The 18868-nt window shown below is 69.7% G+C and carries 18 protein-coding genes; all 18 read right to left on the bottom strand.

The window, feature by feature from the left end; all coding sequences use genetic code 11:
* Window positions 1-30 precede the first annotated feature (30 nt).
* A complete protein-coding gene (locus ACZ5J1_RS06465) occupies window positions 31-1398 on the bottom strand; it encodes a dihydrolipoyl dehydrogenase family protein (protein ID WP_464563621.1) in 1368 nt (455 codons plus the stop codon).
* A gap of 39 nt (window positions 1399-1437) precedes the next feature.
* The gene (gene nusB / locus ACZ5J1_RS06460) at window positions 1438-1866 is read right to left on the bottom strand and encodes a transcription antitermination factor NusB (protein ID WP_464563619.1); all 429 of its coding nucleotides are present in this window, start codon (window positions 1864-1866) and stop codon (window positions 1438-1440) included.
* Between the two features lie 11 nt (window positions 1867-1877).
* Entirely contained in the window at window positions 1878-2444 is a 567-nt protein-coding gene (gene efp / locus ACZ5J1_RS06455) for an elongation factor P (RefSeq protein ID WP_464563617.1), read from the bottom strand.
* An 82-nt stretch (window positions 2445-2526) separates the two neighbouring features.
* Window positions 2527-2958, bottom strand: coding sequence for a type II 3-dehydroquinate dehydratase (locus ACZ5J1_RS06450; protein ID WP_464563615.1), 432 nt, complete (start codon window positions 2956-2958; stop codon window positions 2527-2529).
* Window positions 2955-4049 (bottom strand): 3-dehydroquinate synthase, encoded by a 1095-nt coding sequence (gene aroB, locus ACZ5J1_RS06445; RefSeq protein ID WP_464563613.1) that lies wholly within the window; start codon window positions 4047-4049, stop codon window positions 2955-2957. Before aroB ends, ACZ5J1_RS06450 begins: the two co-directional genes overlap by 4 nt.
* Window positions 4046-4567: a shikimate kinase gene (locus ACZ5J1_RS06440; RefSeq protein ID WP_464563611.1), complete on the bottom strand. Its 522-nt coding sequence runs from the start codon at window positions 4565-4567 to the stop codon at window positions 4046-4048. Before ACZ5J1_RS06440 ends, aroB begins: the two co-directional genes overlap by 4 nt.
* A complete protein-coding gene (gene aroC, locus ACZ5J1_RS06435; protein WP_464563609.1) occupies window positions 4564-5742 on the bottom strand; it encodes a chorismate synthase in 1179 nt (392 codons plus the stop codon). Before aroC ends, ACZ5J1_RS06440 begins: the two co-directional genes overlap by 4 nt.
* 42 nt (window positions 5743-5784) lie before the next feature.
* The gene (locus ACZ5J1_RS06430; RefSeq protein ID WP_464563607.1) at window positions 5785-6525 is read right to left on the bottom strand and encodes a prepilin peptidase; all 741 of its coding nucleotides are present in this window, start codon (window positions 6523-6525) and stop codon (window positions 5785-5787) included.
* 9 nt (window positions 6526-6534) lie between these two features.
* Window positions 6535-7359, bottom strand: a complete 825-nt coding sequence (locus tag ACZ5J1_RS06425; protein WP_464563605.1) for a shikimate dehydrogenase — start codon at window positions 7357-7359, stop codon at window positions 6535-6537.
* The gene (mltG, locus tag ACZ5J1_RS06420) at window positions 7359-8654 is read right to left on the bottom strand and encodes an endolytic transglycosylase MltG (protein WP_464563603.1); all 1296 of its coding nucleotides are present in this window, start codon (window positions 8652-8654) and stop codon (window positions 7359-7361) included. The genes ACZ5J1_RS06425 and mltG overlap by 1 nt, the downstream gene beginning before the upstream one ends.
* Window positions 8647-9147, bottom strand: a complete 501-nt coding sequence (ruvX, locus tag ACZ5J1_RS06415) for a Holliday junction resolvase RuvX (protein ID WP_464563601.1) — start codon at window positions 9145-9147, stop codon at window positions 8647-8649. The genes mltG and ruvX overlap by 8 nt, the downstream gene beginning before the upstream one ends.
* A gap of 4 nt (window positions 9148-9151) precedes the next feature.
* Window positions 9152-11824, bottom strand: a complete 2673-nt coding sequence (gene alaS / locus ACZ5J1_RS06410) for an alanine--tRNA ligase (RefSeq protein ID WP_464564728.1) — start codon at window positions 11822-11824, stop codon at window positions 9152-9154.
* 44 nt (window positions 11825-11868) lie between these two features.
* Window positions 11869-12249, bottom strand: a complete 381-nt coding sequence (locus tag ACZ5J1_RS06405) for a hypothetical protein (RefSeq protein WP_464563599.1) — start codon at window positions 12247-12249, stop codon at window positions 11869-11871.
* A 21-nt stretch (window positions 12250-12270) separates the two neighbouring features.
* Entirely contained in the window at window positions 12271-13632 is a 1362-nt protein-coding gene (locus ACZ5J1_RS06400) for a replication-associated recombination protein A (protein ID WP_464564726.1), read from the bottom strand.
* Window positions 13633-13672: 40 nt separating this feature from the next.
* Window positions 13673-14863 (bottom strand): ABC transporter ATP-binding protein, encoded by a 1191-nt coding sequence (locus ACZ5J1_RS06395; RefSeq protein ID WP_464563597.1) that lies wholly within the window; start codon window positions 14861-14863, stop codon window positions 13673-13675.
* The gene (locus ACZ5J1_RS06390) at window positions 14860-15891 is read right to left on the bottom strand and encodes an ABC transporter ATP-binding protein (protein ID WP_464563595.1); all 1032 of its coding nucleotides are present in this window, start codon (window positions 15889-15891) and stop codon (window positions 14860-14862) included. Before ACZ5J1_RS06390 ends, ACZ5J1_RS06395 begins: the two co-directional genes overlap by 4 nt.
* 25 nt (window positions 15892-15916) lie before the next feature.
* On the bottom strand, window positions 15917-16909 hold the full coding sequence (locus ACZ5J1_RS06385) for an ABC transporter permease (RefSeq protein ID WP_464563594.1): 993 nt from the start codon (window positions 16907-16909) through the stop codon (window positions 15917-15919).
* A 183-nt stretch (window positions 16910-17092) separates the two neighbouring features.
* Window positions 17093-18835 carry an ABC transporter substrate-binding protein gene (locus ACZ5J1_RS06380; protein WP_464563592.1) on the bottom strand — a complete coding sequence of 581 codons (1743 nt, stop codon included), beginning with the start codon at window positions 18833-18835 and terminating at the stop codon, window positions 17093-17095.
* Window positions 18836-18868: the final 33 nt, after the last annotated feature.

Below are 18868 nucleotides of genomic sequence, written 5' to 3'. Positions count from 1 at the left end.
GATCTGGATAACGAACCGAACGCTAGCGCATCACTCCGGGAGCTCGGCGATCGCGGACTCGATCGCCCGGTGGAAGGTCGGGTAGGCGTAGATCATGGTGCGCAGCTGCGCGATCGGAACCTCGGCATGGACGGCCAGCACGAGGAGGCCGATGATCTCCCCGGCTGCCGGGCCGACGACCGACGCCCCGACCAGGACACCGCGGTCCGTGTCGGCCACCACCTTGACGTGACCCGTGGCGCCGGGCCCGTGGGTGAACCCGCGGGACGACGCAGCGAGGTCCGTGGTCCCGACGGCGACCGTGATTCCGGCAGCCCGGGCGGCCGCCTCGGTGAGGCCGACGCCGGCGACCTCGGGGTCGGTGAACGTCACGTGCGGCAGTGCTCGGTAGTCGGCGGCGGGGCCGTCCTGGCCGAGGATGTCGCGCAGCGCGATCCCGGCCTGGTACATCGACACGTGGGTGAAGGCGCCGTGGCCGGCGACGTCGCCGATCACCCAGAGTCCCTCGGCCGCACGCATCCGGTCGTCGACCCGCAGGTCCGCCGGGGAGAGTCCGATCGTCTCGAGGCCGACCCCGTCCAGGTTCGAGGTCCGCCCGGCGGCGACGAGCAGTCGGTCCGACTCGAGGACCTGACCGTCGGAGAGGGTGACGGTGAAGGTGCCGTCGGCGTGGCTGACCGCCGTCGCGTCGGTGCCGGTGAGCACCCGGATCCCCTCGGTGACGAAGACGTCGTGGACGATCGTCGAGGCCTCGGGCTCGTTGCGCTCGACCAACCGGTCGGCGTGCTGCACGACCGTGACCCGAGCGCCGAAGCGGGCGAAGACCTGGGCCAGCTCGACGGCGATCGGCCCGCCGCCGATCACGACCAGGCTGCCCGGCACGCTCTCGGCCTGCACGACATCACGGTTGGTCCAGTACGGCGTCGCCGCGAGGCCCTCGATCGGCGGTGCGGCTGGACGGGTGCCGGGGTTGAGCACGACACCGACCCGGGCGTCGTACTGGAGATCGGTGCCGTCCGCGAGCGTGATGCTGACCTGACGCGGTCCGGTCAGCCGGCCGGTGCCGTGGTGCAGCGTCGCGCCGGCCTTCTGCAGCCGTTCGACCGCGACGGTGTCGTCCCAGTGGTCGGTCGCCTGGTCGGCGATCCGGCACGCGACGGTGGACCACGAGGGCACCACGTCGGCGGCGCCGCCGACCTCGGGCAGGCGTCGTGCCTCGGCGATCGCGTCGGAGCCGCGTACCATGATCTTGGTCGGGATGCACCCGTAGTAGGGGCACTCGCCGCCGACCAGGTGCTTGTCGACCGCCACCACCCTCAGGCCGGCGGCGGCCGCCCTGCTGGCGAGGGTCTCGCCGCCGGGGCCGGTTCCGATGACGACGAGGTCGACTTCAGTCATGCCCCCAGCATGCCGTGGCCCGAAAACTCGGGCCAGACCTCAGACCAGAGTCGCCTTGTCCCGCTCGATCGCGCCGAGCACACCGTTGACGAAGACCGGCGAGTCGTCGGTCGACAGCTCGCGCACCAGGTGCATCGCCTCGCTGATCGCGACGTGCGTCGGCACGTCGGTGGCGAAGAGGATCTCCCAGACGCCGAGCCGCAGGACGTTGCGGTCCACGGCCGGCATCCGGTCGAGCGTCCACCCGGTGGCGTACGTCGCGAGCAGCTCGTCGATCCGAGCCGACTCGGCGGCGGCGCCACGGACGAGCGTCGAGGTGTAGACGTTGGTCGGCCCCTCGCCGTCGGCGATCGCCGAGTCGAGCAGCTCGACCGGGCTGATCCCCCGCTGCTCGGCAGCGAAGAGGATGTCGAGAGCCCGCTTGCGCGCCTTGGTGCGTGCGGTGGGCTGGCCGGAGGGTGCGCTCACTGGATCGACGATCAGCTCTTGACGCGGGAGAGGTACGAGCCACCCTCGCGAGTGTCGACCTTGATCTTCTCGCCCTGCTCGATGAAGAGCGGGACCTGGATCTCGGCGCCGGTCTCCAGCGTGGCCGGCTTGGTGCGGCCCGTGGCGGAGTCGCCGACGACGCCGGGCTCGGTGTAGGTGACGATGAGCTCGACCGAGGCCGGGAGCTCGACGAAGAGGACGCGGCCCTCGTTGGTGGCGATGTTGACGGCCTGGTTCTCGAGCAGGAAGTTGGCCACGTCACCGACGATGTCGTCCTGGACCTCGAGCTGGTCGTAGGACTCGACGTCCATGAACACGTAGGCCGAGCCGTCGTGGTACAGGTACGTGAAGGAGCGGCGGTCGACCGTGGCGGTCTCGACCTTGGTGCCGGCGTTGAAGGTCTTGTCGACGTTCTTGCCCGACTCGACGTTCTTCAGCTTGGTGCGGACGAAGGCCGGGCCCTTGCCGGGCTTCACGTGCTGGAACTCGACGACCTGCCAGAGGCCGCCTTCGATGTTGAGAACCATGCCGTTCTTGAGGTCGTTCGTGGTTGCCATCGTCCAGCCTTTTCGTCTGCAGGTATCAAAAGTTCATGGCACGAGAACGTGCCAGCGGAAGAGTTTATCGGCGCGGCGCGACTCAGCGCGAACCGGCGATGAACTCCAGCGCGCGACGGTACCCCGGCAGCCCTTCACCCTCGATCACGAGGGTGGCGTGCGGCGAGACCACCGACGTGTGCCGGAACACCTCGGCGCGCTTGCTCGGGGCACTGATGTGCACCTCGACCAACGGCGCGGTCAGCTGCGCGCAGGCGTCGTACAGGGCGTAGGAGTAGTGGGTCCACGCGGCGGCGTTGAGCACCACCGGGGTGGCGTCGTCGGCGGCGGCGTTGAGCCAGTCGACCATCGCGCCCTCCCAGTTGGTCTGACGCACCTCCACCTCGAGGCCGAGCGCAGCCCCCCACTCGATGCAGAGGTCGGTCAGCTCGGCGTGCGTGGTGGTGCCGTAGATCTCCGGCTCCCGCTTGCCGAGCCGGCCGAGGTTGGGTCCGTTGAGGACGAGCACCTTCATCCGGCCACCACCGCGAACGCGTCCCGGAGCAGGGCCTCGTCCGGGCCGGCGAGGATGCCCGGCTGGGCGAGCCCGTCGAGCACCAGGAACCGCAGCACGGAACCGCGGGCCTTCTTGTCGACCCGCATGGCGCCGATCAGCTCGTCGAACCCGGCTCCGGCGTACGTCGTCGGCAGACCGACCCGACCGAAGGCCGTGGCGTGCCGCGCGGCGACGGTGTCGTCGAGCCGGCCCGCGAGCCGGGAGATCTCGGCGGCGTAGCAGGCGCCGATGGCGACCGCCTCACCGTGCCGGACGGTGTAGCCGCTGTGCTTCTCGATGGCGTGGGCCAGGGTGTGGCCGTAGTTGAGCACCTCGCGGCCCGGATGACCGTTGGCGCCACCGGTCTCCTTGAGGTCGGCGACGACGACGTCGATCTTGACCTGGATGGCGCGCTGGATCAGCTCGGCCAGCACCGGCGAGTCAGCGGTCAGTGCCGCCGGTTCGGTGGACTCGACCAGGCGGAGGATCTCCGGGTCGGCGATGAAGCCGCACTTGATCACCTCGCCCAGGCCGGAGACGAGCTCGTCGCGGGGCAGGGTCTCGAGGGTGGCGAGGTCGCAGAGCACCCCGGCGGGCTCGTGGAACGAACCGACGAGGTTCTTCCCGGCGCCGGTGTTGATCCCGGTCTTCCCGCCGACCGCGGCGTCGACCATGCCGAGCAGGGTGGTGGGCACGTGGACGACGCGGACCCCGCGCAGCCAGGTCGCCGCGACGAAGCCTCCGACGTCGGTGGTGGCTCCCCCGCCGAAGGTGACGACGGCGTCGGACCGGGTGAAGCCGGCCTCGCCGAGGCCTTCCCAGCACTGGACGGCGATGTCGGCGGTCTTGGCCTCCTCGCCCGAAGGCAGGCCGAAGCCGTGCACGTCGTAGGAGTCCTGGAGGGCGCGGGCGATGCGCTCGGCCTGGGCGCCGAGCTCACCGGCGTACAGCAGGGCGACGCGCTCGACCTGAGGTCCGAGGATGCCCGGCAGCAGGTCGGCGAGGTCGCGACCGATCACGACCTCGTACGGCGACGCGCCGGTCACCGGCAGGACGACGGGCTCACTCACGACTGCTCCTTCTGCTCGCTCAGCGCGAGCTCGATCAGGTCGGCGACCTCGTCGGGGGTCCGGCCGTCGGTGTCGACGACCATGGTCGCGACCGCTTCGTAGATGGGGGTGCGCTCGTCGAGCAGCTGCTTGACCCGGGAGCGGACGTTGCCGAGGAGCAGCGGACGGCCGGTGCCGAGTCCGACCCGCTTGACCGCGTCGGCGAGCCCGACGCGGAGGAAGACGACGCGCTGGCCGACGAGCACCTCGCGGGTGGCTTCGGCGAGGACCGCTCCCCCGCCGAGGGAGAGCACGCCGGCGTGCTCGGCGACCGCGGTCGCGACCGCAGTCCGCTCAAGTGCACGGAAGGCGTCCTCGCCGTCCTCGACGAAGATGTCGGAGACCGGCTTGCCGGCGACCGCCTCGACGTCGGCGTCGGTGTCCCGGACCGGCAGGTCCCACCGCTCACCGAGGAGCTCGGCGACCGTGGTCTTGCCGGCTCCCATCGGTCCGATCAGGACGACCCGCGGAGCGGTCACGAGTACCGCAGCGTGTCGAGGTAGGAGCGGTGGTTGCGGGCCACCTCGGCGACCGAGTCCCCACCGAACTTCTCCAGCACGGCGTCGGCGAGCACGAGCGCGACCATCGCCTCGGCGACGATGCCGGCCGCGGGCACGGCGCAGACGTCGGAGCGCTGGTGGTGGGCGACGGCTTCCTCGCCGGTGGCGACGTCGATCGTGCGCAGCGCCCGCGGAACGGTGGCGATCGGCTTCATCGCCGCCCGGACGCGCAGGACCTCACCGGTCGACATGCCACCCTCGGTGCCACCGCTGCGACCCGACGTGCGCCGGATGCCCTCGGGGGTGGTGACGATCTCGTCGTGCGCCTGGCTGCCGGGGGTGGCGGCCAGGTCGAACCCGTCGCCGACCTCGACCCCCTTGATCGCCTGGATGCCCATCAGCGCGCCGGCCAGGCGGGCGTCGAGGCGGCGGTCCCAGTGCACGTGCGAGCCGAGGCCCGGCGGGAGGCCGTAGACCACGACCTCGACGACACCGCCGAGGGTGTCGCCGTCCTTGTGGGCCTGGTCGATCCGCTCGATCATCTGCTTCGAGCCGTCCGCGTCGAGGACGCGCACCGGGTTCTCGTCGAGGAGTGCGACGTCGTCGGGGGTCGGCAGCTCGGCGCCGGGGGTGCGGACACCGCCGATCTCGAGCACGTGGGAGACGATCCGGGCACCGATCGCCTGCTCCAGGAAGTTGGAGGCGACCCGGCCCAGCGCGACCCGGGCCGCGGTCTCGCGGGCCGAGGCCCGCTCGAGGATCGGACGAGCGTCGGAGAAGTCGTACTTCTGCATCCCGACCAGGTCGGCGTGGCCCGGGCGGGGCCGGGTCAGAGGTGCGTTGCGCGCCTGACCGGCGAGGACGTCGGCGTCGACCGGGTCGGCCGACATCACGGTCTCCCACTTGGGCCACTCGCTGTTGCCGACCTCGATGGCGACGGGGCCACCCTGGGTCTCCCCGTGCCGGACGCCGCCGACGAGGGTGACCTGGTCGGCCTCGAACTTCATCCGGGCGCCGCGGCCGTAGCCGAGACGACGGCGAGCGAGGGAGTCAGCGACGTCGTCGGAGGTCAGCCGGACGTGGGCCGGCAGGCCTTCGAGGATCGCGACGAGGGACGGGCCATGGGACTCACCCGCGGTCAGCCAACGCAACATGGGCCACATCCTCCCATGGGCGATGGTGCTGGTGTGTCGGGGTCACACGGTCCCGAGACAGCACGCCGCGATCAGGGCGAGCCAGGCGCCGGCCAGCATCGAGGGGCCGAACGGCACGTGCGCCTTCATCAGTCCGGTCGTGGTGCCCTGGTTGATGCTGGAGCCGCGCCGCCGCATCGGGATCAGGGCGAGCAGGCTGACCAGCCCGGCGGCGATGATCGAGAGCACGATCGGCGAGAGTCCCCACGGCCCGAGGACGAGCCCGATCACCCCGCCGAGCTTCACGTCGCCGAAGGCCAGCGCACGCGGGGAGATGAACCAGAACAGCCCGTACCAGGCGAGCAGTCCGGCGCCGCCGTACAGGGCGTGGAGCACGATCGCTGGATCCTCCAGCGCGATCGCCGCGGCGACCACCGCGATCGCCGCGCTGAGCGCCGCGGGGACGATCAGCCGGTTCGGCAGGTACCAGGTCTCGAGGTCGATCACGGCGAGCGCCAGCGCGAACGGGAGGACGACGACGACCAGGCCGACCCCCCAGACCAGGCCGAAGAGCAGGCCGAGGACGCCCGCGGCGATCGCGCCGATCACGACGCACCAGACCCGGACCCGAGAGCGCCGACCGAGCTCGGCGAACGGGATCGGATCGGGGAAGTCGTCCGGGTTCTCGCTCGGGTCCGGGGTGATGTCGGGCGTGGAGGCGATCAGCCGGGGCGCGATCGTGCCGGCCAGGGCGCCGAGCACGGCCCAGATCGCCGCCGCCCACCAGTCCATCGCCGGATCCATGGCCGGAGACTAGCGTGCTGCGAGGGCCGCCTCACCGGCTTCGCGCATGGCCGCGAGCGGTGCCGGCTGTCCGGTGAAGTGCTCGAACTGGAGGGCCGCCTGGTGGACCAGGAGGTCCATCCCGGAGACGATCGCGGAGCCAGCGATCTCGGCGGCGACCACCAGGGGGGTCGGCCAGACGTTGTAGGTCACCTCGAAGAGCACCTCCGAGCCGCCGAAGCGGGCCACCAGGTCCCGGTCCTGCGCGTCCACCGGGATGGTCGAGACCACGAGGTCGTCGCCGTCCAGCGCAGCAGCGTCGAGCAGGTCCACCTCGATCACAGGCGCGTTCGGGTGCGCCGCGATGGCCTCCACCGTGGCGCCGGCCCGGGAAGGGTCCCGGACGGCGAGCCGCAGCCGCCCGACGCCGAGCTCGGCCAGGGCGATGCCGACGGACGCCGCGGTCGCACCGCCGCCGAGGATGACGGCGCTGGAGAGCTGCGCGGCGTGGCGCTCCCGGATCGCGTTGACGGCGCCGGGCAGATCGGTGTTGTCCCCGACCCAGCCCGTGCCGCCGCGCACCAGGGTGTTGACCGCACCGGCGAGCTGGGCCCGGTCGGTGAGCGTGCTGGCCAGGGCGAGCGCCTCACGCTTGTGCGGAGCGGTGACGGAGAGCCCCCGCCACTCGTCCTCGGAGTCCTCCAGCGAGGCCAGGAAGGCAGCGACCCCTCCGGTCTCGACCCGCACGGCGTCGTACCGCCACCCGGCGAGGCCGGCTGCCCGGTAGGCGGCGGTGTGGATCACCGGGGAGAGCGAGTGCTCGACCGGATCGCCGATCACCGCGCAGCGGTGCATCAGCAGCGGTCCGACTGGGTGGCGCAGTACTCCTGGTACTCGGCCTTGTACTGCAGGAACTCGTCGTAGGTCTCGGCGAACTTGGTCTCACCGGTGGCCAGGTTGACGGTGACGTAGTAGTACCAGTCACCGTCGGCCGGGTGGAGCGCGGCCTGGATGGCCTCGTCCCCAGGAGCACCGATCGGACCCGGCGGGAGCCCGGCGTACATGTAGGTGTTGTACGGGGAGTCGGTCGACTCGATCTCGTCCGTGGTCAGCGGGCTGTTGCCGTCACGGCCGAGGGCGTAGAGCACGGTGGCGTCGATCTGGAGCTTCCCGACGGTGCCCTCGTCGTGGTTCTGCAGCCGGTTGTAGATCACGCGGGCGATCTTGGCCATGTCGTCGCCGCGTCCCTCGGCCTGGACCAGCGAGGCCACGGTCATGACCTGCTCGGGCGTGCACCCGGTGGTCTTCCCCTCCTCGCACCCGAGCGAGGCGGCGATCGACTCGACGTCGTTGTCGCCGACGGACTGGCGCCAGCGGTCGACCATCTGCTTGAGCATCGCGGTCGCGTCGTCCTTCGGACCGAACGCGTACGTCGCCGGGAAGAGGTAGCCCTCGGCGTTGCCGTTGGCGAAGTCGGGCAGGCCGATCGACTTCGGCTTCTGCAGCGCCTTGTTGAACGCCGACTTCTTCAGCCCGGTCTCCTTGGCCAACGTGGCGACGATGTCGGTCAGGCGCAGGCCCTCACGGATCGTGACCGTGGTGGTGACGATGTTGGCGGGGTCGACGAGGACCTCCAACGCCTCCTCCGCCGACATCTCGGTCTCCACGGGGTAGAAGCCGACCTGGATCCCGGCCGACTCCGGATTCGCGGCGGCAGCGTTGATGAACGCGTCGACGCTCTGGGTCACGCCCTCGGCCTTGAGGTTGCGGCCGATCTGGGCGATCGAGTCACCCTCGTGCACCTCGAAGGTCACCGGCGTCCCAGGGGTGCCGGCCGCGTAGTCCGACGGCCCACCGAAACCGTCGAGCATGTCGCTGACCTTGCCCCAGGCGAACCAGCCCAGGCCGATCACGATCGCCATCGCGACCAGGACCGCGAGGCAACCCGGGATCCGGGAACGGCGGGAGGTGTCGGCACGCCGGCTGCCACCCCGCGCCGCAGCGGCGGCCGCGGCGCTGCCGCCGTCGGGCTGCTGTCCTTCGGGCAGGTGGACGATCATCGCCGGCCGTTCCGCGGTGTCGTCGAAGCCCGGCACCAACGGCTCGTCGCCGTCGGGCCGCACGCCGTCGTTCTCGGGAGTCTCAGACATCGGTTCCTTCTGGTTCGGCCGGAAGCACGAGCAGTTCTCCGGGAGCGTTCCCGGAGGCACGCTCGGTGTCGAGCGCGTGTTGCAGGATGAAGACGGCGGCCGCCTGATCGACGACCGAGCGCCGGTCGGCGCCCTTGCGACCTCGGTCGCGCAGCATAGCCTCCGCCGAAACGGTCGTCAGTCGTTCATCGACGAGCCGCACCGGGACGGGTGCGAGCGAACCGGCGAGCGTCGCGGCGAACTCCCGGACCTTGGTCGTGGCCGGGTTCTCCCCGCCCTTGAGCGAGCGCGGCAGGCCGACGACGACCTCGAGCAGGGTCGACTCCTCAGCGATCTCGGCAGCGATCTGCCGGATCCGCCGTCGTGCGGCCTTGCCGCCGCGGTCCAGCTTGATCGTCTCGACCGGGGTCGCGAGGAAGCCGGTCGGGTCGCTGCGTGCGACACCGATCCGCGCGTCCCCGGGGTCGATCCCGAGCCGTACTCCGTGACGCATCGGATCAGGCGCCGGTGACCAGACCGGTCACGAGCGCGAGCGCCTCGTCGATCCGAGCCACCTCGGTGCCGCCGCCCTGGGCCAGGTCGTCCTTGCCTCCGCCCTTGCCGCCGAGGACCGGGCTGAGTCCGCGCAGCAGGGTGTTGGCCGAGAGCCCCCGAGCACGCGCGGCCTCGTTGGTCGCGGTCACGACGGACGCCTTGTCGTCGGCGTCGCCGATCAGCACCACGACGGCCGGCCGGTCACCCAGTCGGGCCCGGATGTCCATCGCGAGCGTGCGGACGTCGCCGCCACCGGCGCCGGCGGCACGGGCGGCCACGACAGCCACCCCGTCGACGTCGGCGGCCGCCTCGGCCATCGCACCGGCCGAGGCCAGCAGCTGACCGACCCGGATCTTCTCGATCTCCTTCTCCGCGGCACGGAGCCGCTCGGTGAGGTCCGTGATCCGGCCGACGAGGTCGTCGGGCTGCGCCTTGACCAGCTCGGTGAGCTGGCCGACGATGTCGCGCTCGCGGGCCAGGTAGCGGAAGCCCTCGACCCCGGTCAGGGCCTCGATCCTACGGTTGCCCGAGCCGACCGACGCCTCGCCGGTCAGCACGATCGTGCCGATCTGGCTGGAGTGGTCGACGTGGGTGCCACCGCAGAGCTCGCGGCTCCAGGGGCCCCCGATCTCGACGACCCGGACCTTGGAGTCGTCGTAGGTCTCACCGAAGAGCGCGATCGCGCCCCAGTCCTTGGCCTGACCCAACGTCATGTAGTCCCAGGAGACCGGCAGGTCGGCGCGCAACGCGTTGTTGGCGACCTCCTCCAGCTCGCTGAACTGGCCCGGGGTCAGCCCCTGGGTCCAGCCGAAGTCGAGGCGCAGGTAGCCGGGGCGGTTGTAGGAGCCGGACTGGAGGGCGGTCGGCCCGAGCACCTCGCGCAGGGCGGCGTGCACGACGTGGGTGCCGGAGTGCGCCTGACGGGCACCGATCCGCCACTCGGGGTCGACCTGGGCGTGCAGCGCGTTCGCCCCCGGCGTGAACTCACCGTCGACGACGCGGACCTGGTGAACGACCAGACCCTTGACGGGGCGCTGGACGTCGAGCACCTCGAGCCGACCGCCGTCGAACTCGATGATGCCGGCGTCGGCGACCTGGCCTCCGGACTCGGCGTAGAACGGGGTCCGGTCGAGCACGAGCTCGCCGACCTCGCCGTTGCCCAGACTGGTCGCGGGGCGACCCTCCTGGAGCAGCGCGATCGGCGCGGACTCGGTGGCGAGCGTCTCGTAGGCCAGCCAGGTGGTCGGCCCGTTGGTGTCGAGGATGTCGCGGTAGACCGAGACGTCGGCGTGCTGGCCCTTCTTCGCCTTGGCGTCGGCCTTGGCACGCTCGCGCTGCTCAGCCATCAGGGAGCGGAAGCCAGCCTCGTCCACCGTCAGACCGGCCTCGGAAGCCATCTCGAGCGTGAGGTCGATCGGGAACCCGTAGGTGTCGTGCAGCTGGAAGGCCTGAGCACCGGCCAGGACGGTGGCGCCGGAGGACTTCACGTCGGTCGCGGCCAGGTCGAAGATCTGCGTGCCGGCGGTGAGCGTCTTGCGGAACGTCTCCTCCTCCGCCGTGGCGACACGCAGGATCCGGTCCCACTCGGAGTGCAGCTCGGTGTAGGTCTCCCCCATCTTGTCGCGGGAGACCGGCAGCAGCTCGGGCAGCGCGGGGTCGCCGTACCCGAGGAGGCGGACGTTGCGGATGGCGCGGCGCATCAGGCGACGCAGCACGTAGCCACGGCCCTCGTTGCCCGGGGTGACGCCGTCGCCGATCAGCATCAGCGAGGAGCGGATGTGGTCGGCGATCACGCGGAAGCGGACGTCGTCCTCGTACGACGCGCCGTACCGCTTGCCGGTGAGCTCCTCGGCCTTCTCGATCACGGGGAAGACCACGTCGGTCTCGTACATGTTGTTCTTGCCCTGGAGCAGGTAGGCGACCCGCTCGAGGCCGAGGCCGGTGTCGATCCCGGTCTGGGCGAGCTTCCCGGCGATGTCGACGTCGTACTTCGAGCGGGCGGCCGAGATGTCGTCCTGCATGAAGACGAGGTTCCAGAACTCCAGGTAGCGGTCACCGGCGTCCCAGTCGCGGTCGGCGCCGAAGGCCGGGCCACGGTCGATCAGGATCTCCGAGCAGGGGCCACCCGGACCAGGGACACCCATCGACCAGTAGTTCTCGCTCGGGGGCAAGCGGACGATCCGGTCGTCGGGCAGGCCGGAGATCTTCTTCCACAGCGCGACGGCCTCGTCGTCATCGTCGAGCACGCTCGGGTAGAGCACGGACTCGTCGAAACCGAACCCACCGTCGGCGATCGACTTGGTGACCAGCTCCCAGGCGAGCGTGATCGCTCCCTCCTTGAAGTAGTCGCCGAAGGAGAAGTTGCCGCACATCTCGAAGAAGGTCCCGTGCCGGGTGGTCTTGCCGACCTCTTCGATGTCGGGCGTCCGGATGCACTTCTGGACGCTGGTCGCGCGCTGGTACGGCGGCGTGGCCTGGCCCAGGAAGTACGGCTTGAACGGCACCATGCCGGCGTTGACGAAGAGCAGGTTGGGGTCGTCGAGCAGCAACGACGCCGACCGGACCGGCTCGTGCGGCAGGGCGGTGTTGTCCGCGAAGTGCGAGGTGAAGCGCCGGCGGATCTCCGCGGTGCTCAGCCAGGTGTCAGGGCGCGACTCGGCTGCGGACGACTGGGGGTCGGTCACTTTTCGTTATCCAGTTCTTCGAGTGGTGCGGGCAGTTCAGACGTCACGGGGGGCCGCGTCGGAGCGGAGTTGAGCTGCTTGTCGCGCGCCGCCTGGCGGAGCGCGAACTCCTTGTCGACCTGGGCCTGCGCCATCTGCTGGCGCAGCACCCGCGCTCCGGCCTTGAGGGACTCGGTGCGCTCGTCGCCGTGGGCCTCGCGGTAGGCACGCACGGCGGCCTTGATCTTGAGCTTGCGGTCGTGCCGCCGCCGCTTCCACTCGGTCGAGGCCAGCAGTCGGGCCTGGAAGAGCGCCTCGGGGTCCAGGGCGGCACGGATCCCGGACCAGCGGGAGGCGGCCCAGATCCGGGACTCACGCGGCAGGTCGGACGGGTTCACAAGGATGGAGCCTATCGGACCTCAACCACCCCGGATGATCCGCCGCACTCGCTCCCAGCGCTCCTTGATCCCCGCCTCGGCGCCGATCTCCTTGGGCTCGTAGTACCGGGCGTCGAGCAGCGCGTCGGGGAGGTGTTGCTGGGGTGCGATCCCGAACGGGTAGTCGTGGGCGTAGCGGTAGTCGACACCGTGGCCGAGCTTCTTCGCGCCGGCGTAGTGCGCGTCGCGCAGCGGCGCCGGGACCTGTCCGATCCGCCCGGCTCGGACGTCGTCGAGCGCCGCCCCGATCGCGGTCGTGACGGCGTTGGACTTGGGGGCGATCGCCAACGCGATCGTGGCGTGGGCCAGGGTCAGCTGCGCCTCCGGCATCCCGATCAGCTGGACCGTCTGCGCGGCCGCGACGGCCGTCGTCAGGGCGGTCGGGTCGGCCAGGCCGATGTCCTCGCTCGCCGAGATCATCAGCCGTCGGGCGATGAAGCGCGGGTCCTCCCCCGCCTCGAGCATCCGGGCGAGGTAGTGCAGCGCGCCGTCCACGTCGGAGCCGCGGACGGACTTGATGAACGCGCTGATCACGTCGTAGTGCTGGTCACCGTCGCGGTCGTAGCGCACGGCGGCGACGTCGGCGGCGGTCTCCGCGGTGACCAGGTCGATCACGCTGCTGCCTGCGGCCTGCGCGGCCCCGGCGGCCGCCTCGAGGTAGGTCAGGCTCCGGCGTGCGTCCCCGCCGGCGAGACGGACCAGGTGGTCGAGGGCGTCGTCGGCGATCTCGAACTCGCCGGCCAAGCCGCGCTCGTCGGTCAGGCCCGCGCGCAGAACGCCCCGGATGTCGTCCTCGGTGAGCGACTCCAGCCGCAGCAGGAGGCTGCGCGAGAGCAGCGGCGAGACCACGGAGAACGACGGGTTCTCCGTGGTCGCGGCGATCAACGTCACCCAACGGTTCTCGACCCCGGGCAGGAGCGCGTCCTGCTGGGCCTTGGAGAAGCGGTGCACCTCGTCGACGAAGAGCACGGTCTCCGCACCGGTGGCCGCGAGCCGGCGCCGGGCGCTGTCGATCGCGGCCCTGACCTCCTTGACCCCGGCCGAGACGGCCGAGATCTCGACGAACGTCCGGTTCGTCGAGCGCGAGACGATCGAGGCGATGGTGGTCTTGCCGGTCCCCGGCGGCCCCCACAGCAGGAGCGAGAGCGAGCGCTCCCCCTCGGTCACCTGGTGCAGCGGGGAGCCCGGCGTCTTGAGGTGACGCTGCCCGACCAGCTCGTCCAACGTCCGCGGCCGCATCCGCACCGCGAGCGGGGCGTGCGCATGGTCCGCATCAGCCAGCGAGCCGCCGGACGAAACGTCCGACGGCTCACCGGCGATCTCGAAGAGTCCGTCACTCACCAGGTCAGCCTAGAGGCGCCGCAAGGACGGACGGGGCGGCGGATCAGGCCTTGCCCATCGTGTTGTTCGTCAGGTCGAACCAGGTGTCGGAGAAACCGGGGGTCGACGGCAGCTCGATGGCCGGGCCCTGACCCGGGTCGTGGTCACCGAACTCGTTGACACCGAGCAGGCGCTGCGTGATCGGCTTGCTCGGGTGCTGACCGAGGTCGCCCGGGAAGTGGCAGGCCACCTTGTGCTTCGCGCCGATCTGGAGCAGCGGCGGCTCGACCTTGGCGCAGATCTCCTGGGCGATCGGGCACCGGGTCCGGAAGTGGCAGCCCGACGGCGGGTTGATCGGCGACGGGACGTCGCCGGTCAGCCGGATCCGCTCGCGGCGGCCACCGACGTGAGCCTGCTTGATGTCGGGAGCGGCCGACAGCAGCGCCTGGGTGTACGGGTGGTGCGGGCGACCGTAGATCGTGTCGCGGTCGCCGATCTCGACGATCTTGCCCAGGTACATCACCGCGATCTGCGGCGAGAAGTGCCGCACGATCGCGAGGTCGTGGGCGATGAAGAGGAACGCGATCCCGAACTCCTTCTGCAGGTCCTGCAGAAGGTTGATCACCTGGGCCTGGATCGACACGTCGAGCGCGGAGACCGGCTCGTCGGCGACGAGGAGCTTCGGCTGCAGCGTCAGGGCGCGGGCGATGCCGATGCGCTGGCGCTGACCGCCGGAGAACTCGTGCGGGTAGCGGTTGTAGTGCTCCGGGTTGAGACCGACGATCTCGAGCAGCTCCTGGACCCGCGGGAGGACCTTGTCCTTCGGGACGATCTTGTGGATCTCCAACGGGGCACCGACGATCGAGCCGACGGTCTGCTTCGGGTTCAGCGACGTGTACGGGTCCTGGAAGATCATCTGGATGTCGCGGCGAAGCGGCAGCAGCTGCTTCTCCTTGATCCTGGTGATGTCCTGGCCCTCGAACCGGATCGAGCCACCGGTCGGCTCGTAGAGCCGGGTGATCAGGCGGCCGGTGGTCGACTTGCCACAGCCCGACTCACCGACGAGGCCGAGCGAGTCGCCGGCGTTGAGGGTGAACGAGACGCCGTCGACGGCCTTGACCGCACCCACGGTCCGACGGATGATCCCCGACGACTTCACCGGGAAGTGCATCTGGAGGTCCTCGACCTCGAGGATCGGGGTGCTGGCCGGGGTACCGGCGGTAGAGGCGGCCGGAGTGGCCGGAGTGGCGCTCACGCGGAGGCTCCCGTCTTGGCGAAGAGGCTGGCCGGGTCGATCAGGTGGCACCGCTTGAGGTGCGGGTCACCGGCCGTGATCGGGACGAGGTCGGGCTGGGTGGTGACGCACTTGTTGTCCGGCACCTCGGCCACGTACGGGCAGCGCGGGTGGAAGGCGCAACCCGTCGGCGGGTTGAGCAGGCTCGGCGGGTTGCCGGGCACCGGGATGAGCGGCTCGTTCGGGTCGGAGTTGACGTCCGGCACGCTGGAGAGCAGGCCCCAGGTGTAGGGCATCTCCGGGTCGGTGAGGATCTGTCGCGTCGAGCCGTACTCGACGGCCTTGCCGGCGTACATCACGAGGACGTCGTCGGCCATCTCCGCGACGACACCGAGGTCGTGGGTGATGATCATGATCGCCGAGTGGAACTCGCGCTGCAGGTCCTGCAGCAGGTCGAGGATCTGGGCCTGGACCGTCACGTCGAGTGCCGTGGTCGGCTCGTCGGCGATGATCAGGCTCGGGTCGTTGATCAGGCCCATCGCGATCATCGCGCGCTGACGCATACCGCCGGAGAACTGGTGCGGGTAGTCGTCGACGCGGCGGTCGGGCTGCGGGATGCCGACCCGGTCGAGCATCTCAATGGTGCGGGTGCGAGCCGCCTTCTTCGAGACGTCGTTGTGGACCAGGTAGGCCTCCATGATCTGGTTGCCCACCGTGTAGTACGGGTGCATCGCCGAGAGCGGGTCCTGGAAGATCATCGCGACGTCGAGACCGCGGCGCTTGCGCATCTCCTCGTCGGAGAGCTTCAGCAGGTCGACGCCGTCGAGCAGGATCTCGCCGCTGACCTGGGCGCGGGTGTTGCGGTGCAGACCGAGGATCGTCGAGGTCGAGACCGACTTGCCCGATCCCGACTCGCCGACGATGCCGAGCGTCTTGCCCTTCTCGAGGGAGAAGCTGAGCCCGTCGGTGGCCTTGACGATGCCGTCCTGGGTCGGGAAGTGGACCTTGAGGTCGCGGACCTCGAGGTACGACGTGTGGCTGGTGTTCATTCTTGTTCCTGTCCTACGCCGCTGGTCAGTTCACCCGCACGCGCGGGTCGATGAACGAGTAGAGGATGTCGACGATCAGGTTGGCGATGATGAAGACCATGCCGGAGAAGACCACCATCCCGATCAGGGTCGGCAGGTCGAACGCCTGGGCAGCGCCGAGCGACAGCTTGCCGAGGCCGTTGTAGTTGAAGACCGACTCGGTGATGATCGCGCCGGTGAGCAGGGCGGCGAGGTCGAGACCCGCCATCGTGACCAGCGGGGTGAGCGCGGCGCGGAGCGCGTGCTTGAAGATGATCGGGCGACCCTTGAGGCCCTTGGCCCGGGCGGTGCGGACGTAGTCCTCACCCAGGGACTCGATCACGAAGGATCGGGTGACCCGGACGTAGGCGGCCATCAGGAGGCCGGCCAGGGTCAGGCCGGGCAGCACGATGCTGACGGCCCAGTCGGCTGGGTTCTCCGTGAACGGCACGAAGCTGGGTGTGGGCCACAGTCCCCACTTGATCGACACGAACCTGAGCAGGAACGTCCCGGTGAAGAAGACGGGGAAGGCGTAGATCACCAGCGCGACGCCGACGATGCCGCGGTCGAGCAAGGTGCCCTTCCTCAGCGCGGCGATGATGCCGATCCCGAGTCCTCCGATCATCCAGAAGATGATGGCGGCCAGGGAGAGCGACAGCGTGACCGGCAGGCCGTCGGATATCTCCTGGTTGACCGTCTTGTTGTTGATCTTGGAGTACCCGAAGCACGGGGCGGCACAGTGCACCGCCTGCTCGGGGTGGGCCTCGCGGAACGCGTCGTCGGCGGGGTAGTCACGACCGACGACGATGCCCTTGACGAAGTCCCCCCAGACCCGGATCGGGTCCAGGATGATGTCGTCGACGAAACCCTGGCCCTTCTCGGGGTAACCGAGCGAGAGACGCGCCTGGGCGAGCAGCTCGGGCGACGGGTTCTTGCCGGCCGCGTAGCGGGCGGGGTCCACCGGAGAGGCGAAGAAGAGGATGAACGTCACGAGACTCATCACCAACAGCATGATGATCCCGACGAAGATTCGTCGTACGACGTAGGCGAACAATTTTCCCTCGATCCGGCAGGTGTTTCAGGTGGTACGGCAGGTGGTGCGGTCGTGCTGTGCGCAGGTATCCGGGGGTGAGGCAGCGCCTCACCCCCGGAATACTTGCTGTGTTACTCGGGTGTCAAGAGGTCACTTCTTGATACCGATGGCACCCAGGTCCGGGAAGCCGTTGGAGGCAGCGTTGGTCGTGAAGTTCGCGACCTTGGAGCCCCAGGCCCAGTTGAACAGCGACTGCTCGAGCGGGATGTACGCGACGTCCTCACCCAGCTGGACGTCGGCCTTCTTCAGGGCCTCGGTCTGAGCGTCGAGGTCGGAGGCGTTGGCGGCCTCGTCGACGAGCGCGTTGAACGCGTCGCTGTCGTACTGTCCGTAGTCCTGACCGGTGGAGTTCTTGGTCAGGTTCGGGCGGGAGTCGAACAGCGGCGGCGTCACCGTGATGGCGGACGGCCAGTCAGCACCCCAACCGGCCCACGTGATGTCGGACGTGTTGTTCGGCTTCTGGATGACGTCGTAGTACGTGTCCGTCAGCGGGTCCAGGGTGACCTTGAAGCCGGCCTTGTCCCAGGTGTCCTTCAGCGCCGCGGCCTGCTTGGCAGCGGTGTCGGTGGAACCGTCGAAGGTGAACTTGATCGGGTACGGCATCTTCACGCCGGCGTCGGTCAGGATCTTCTTCGCGCCCTCGATGTCGCCCTCGAGCGGGATGTCCTTGAACGCCGGGTTCGGCTCGTAACCGGTGACCGCGGTGTTCACGATCGAGTCGGCCGGGACGTAGAACTTGTCGCCGCCACCGGCGGTGATCCAGGCCTTCTTGTTGGTCGCAGCGGCCAGGGCCTTGCGGATCTCGAGCGAGAGGCGCTTGGTGTTCGGGACCAGGTAGTCCGTGTACGGCGAGTCGACGTTGGAGTAACGCGTCTTGTCGGTGACCTGCGGCAGGTACGCCGGGGGGATCCGGGACCCGGTGACGGCGCCCTGCGCCTCACCCGAGTCGGCGATGATCAGGTCGTAGATGTTCTCCGGGGTCTTGCCGATGTCGAACGTGATCTTGTCCGGCAGGGCCTTGCGGAGGTCCTGGCTGTCGGTCTTCGCGTCGTAGTTCGTGTTGCGAACGAACGTGGCGCCCTTGTCCTTGTCCCACGCGGTGGTGCCACCGTCGATCATGTAGGGACCGTTGGAGAAGATCGAGTAGTTGGACAGGTCGCCCTTGTCCTGGTCCTTCTTGTACGGGTCCATCATCTCGAGGGACGCGACCGCGAGCGGGAAGTCCGGCCACGGCTTGTTGAAGTGGTAGGTGATCGTCTTGCCGTCGCAGGTGATCGCCTTGTCGAAGGCCGCCTGGCCCTCGGGGGTCGACTGGTACGGACCGGTGTAGGACGGCAGGCCGGTGGCCGGGTCCTTCGGGACGTCGAGGTAGCTGAGCAGGTAGTTCGGGCCACCGGTGATCACGTCGGTCGCGAACACACGGGAGGCGCCGTACTTGAAGTCCTCACACGTGATGTCGGACCCGTCCTGCCACTTGATGCCGTCCTTGAGCGTGAACGCCCAGGTCTTGCCGCTGTCGGTGGCGGTACCGGTGTCGGTCGCCAGGTCGGAGACCGGGGTGTTCGCAACGGCCGGGTCGTCGGACATCGGGAAGGACACCAGCGTGCGGTACACCGTGCGACGGAAGTTGACCAGGTCGCGACCAACGTAGAGACGCTGGGGGTCGGTGTGGCTCAGCGGAGCGGTGATGTAGTAAGTGAGGCTGCCGCCCTTGGACGCCTCGCCGGACGAGCTTCCGCTGTCGGAGTCATCGCTGCCACCGCAAGCGGCGAGCGAGAACGCGAGAGCGGCCGCAGCGGTGCCCGCGAGGAACCGCTTCGTGTTGTTGGCCATTACTTCTCCTTGGATGTGTGACGCGCCGAGGAC

The organism is Nocardioides sp. JCM 18999, from assembly GCF_055391175.1.
Note: the sequence above shows the minus strand (reverse complement) of the source record. Positions and strands in the feature narration are given on the sequence as shown.

What these genes read in the sequence shown, in the direction of transcription:
- ACZ5J1_RS06465 (WP_464563621.1), bottom strand. Translation starts at nt 1,398, where the DNA reads ATGACTGAAGTCGACCTCGTCGTCATCGGAACCGGCCCCGGCGGCGAG.
- efp (WP_464563617.1), bottom strand. Translation starts at nt 2,444, where the DNA reads ATGGCAACCACGAACGACCTCAAGAACGGCATGGTTCTCAACATCGAA.
- ACZ5J1_RS06450 (WP_464563615.1), bottom strand. Translation starts at nt 2,958, where the DNA reads ATGAAGGTGCTCGTCCTCAACGGACCCAACCTCGGCCGGCTCGGCAAG.
- aroC (WP_464563609.1), bottom strand. Translation starts at nt 5,742, where the DNA reads ATGTTGCGTTGGCTGACCGCGGGTGAGTCCCATGGCCCGTCCCTCGTC.
- ACZ5J1_RS06430 (WP_464563607.1), bottom strand. Translation starts at nt 6,525, where the DNA reads ATGGATCCGGCGATGGACTGGTGGGCGGCGGCGATCTGGGCCGTGCTC.
- ACZ5J1_RS06425 (WP_464563605.1), bottom strand. Translation starts at nt 7,359, where the DNA reads ATGCACCGCTGCGCGGTGATCGGCGATCCGGTCGAGCACTCGCTCTCC.
- mltG (WP_464563603.1), bottom strand. Translation starts at nt 8,654, where the DNA reads ATGTCTGAGACTCCCGAGAACGACGGCGTGCGGCCCGACGGCGACGAG.
- ruvX (WP_464563601.1), bottom strand. Translation starts at nt 9,147, where the DNA reads ATGCGTCACGGAGTACGGCTCGGGATCGACCCCGGGGACGCGCGGATC.
- ACZ5J1_RS06390 (WP_464563595.1), bottom strand. Translation starts at nt 15,891, where the DNA reads ATGAACACCAGCCACACGTCGTACCTCGAGGTCCGCGACCTCAAGGTC.
- ACZ5J1_RS06385 (WP_464563594.1), bottom strand. Translation starts at nt 16,909, where the DNA reads ATGAGTCTCGTGACGTTCATCCTCTTCTTCGCCTCTCCGGTGGACCCC.
- ACZ5J1_RS06380 (WP_464563592.1), bottom strand. Translation starts at nt 18,835, where the DNA reads ATGGCCAACAACACGAAGCGGTTCCTCGCGGGCACCGCTGCGGCCGCT.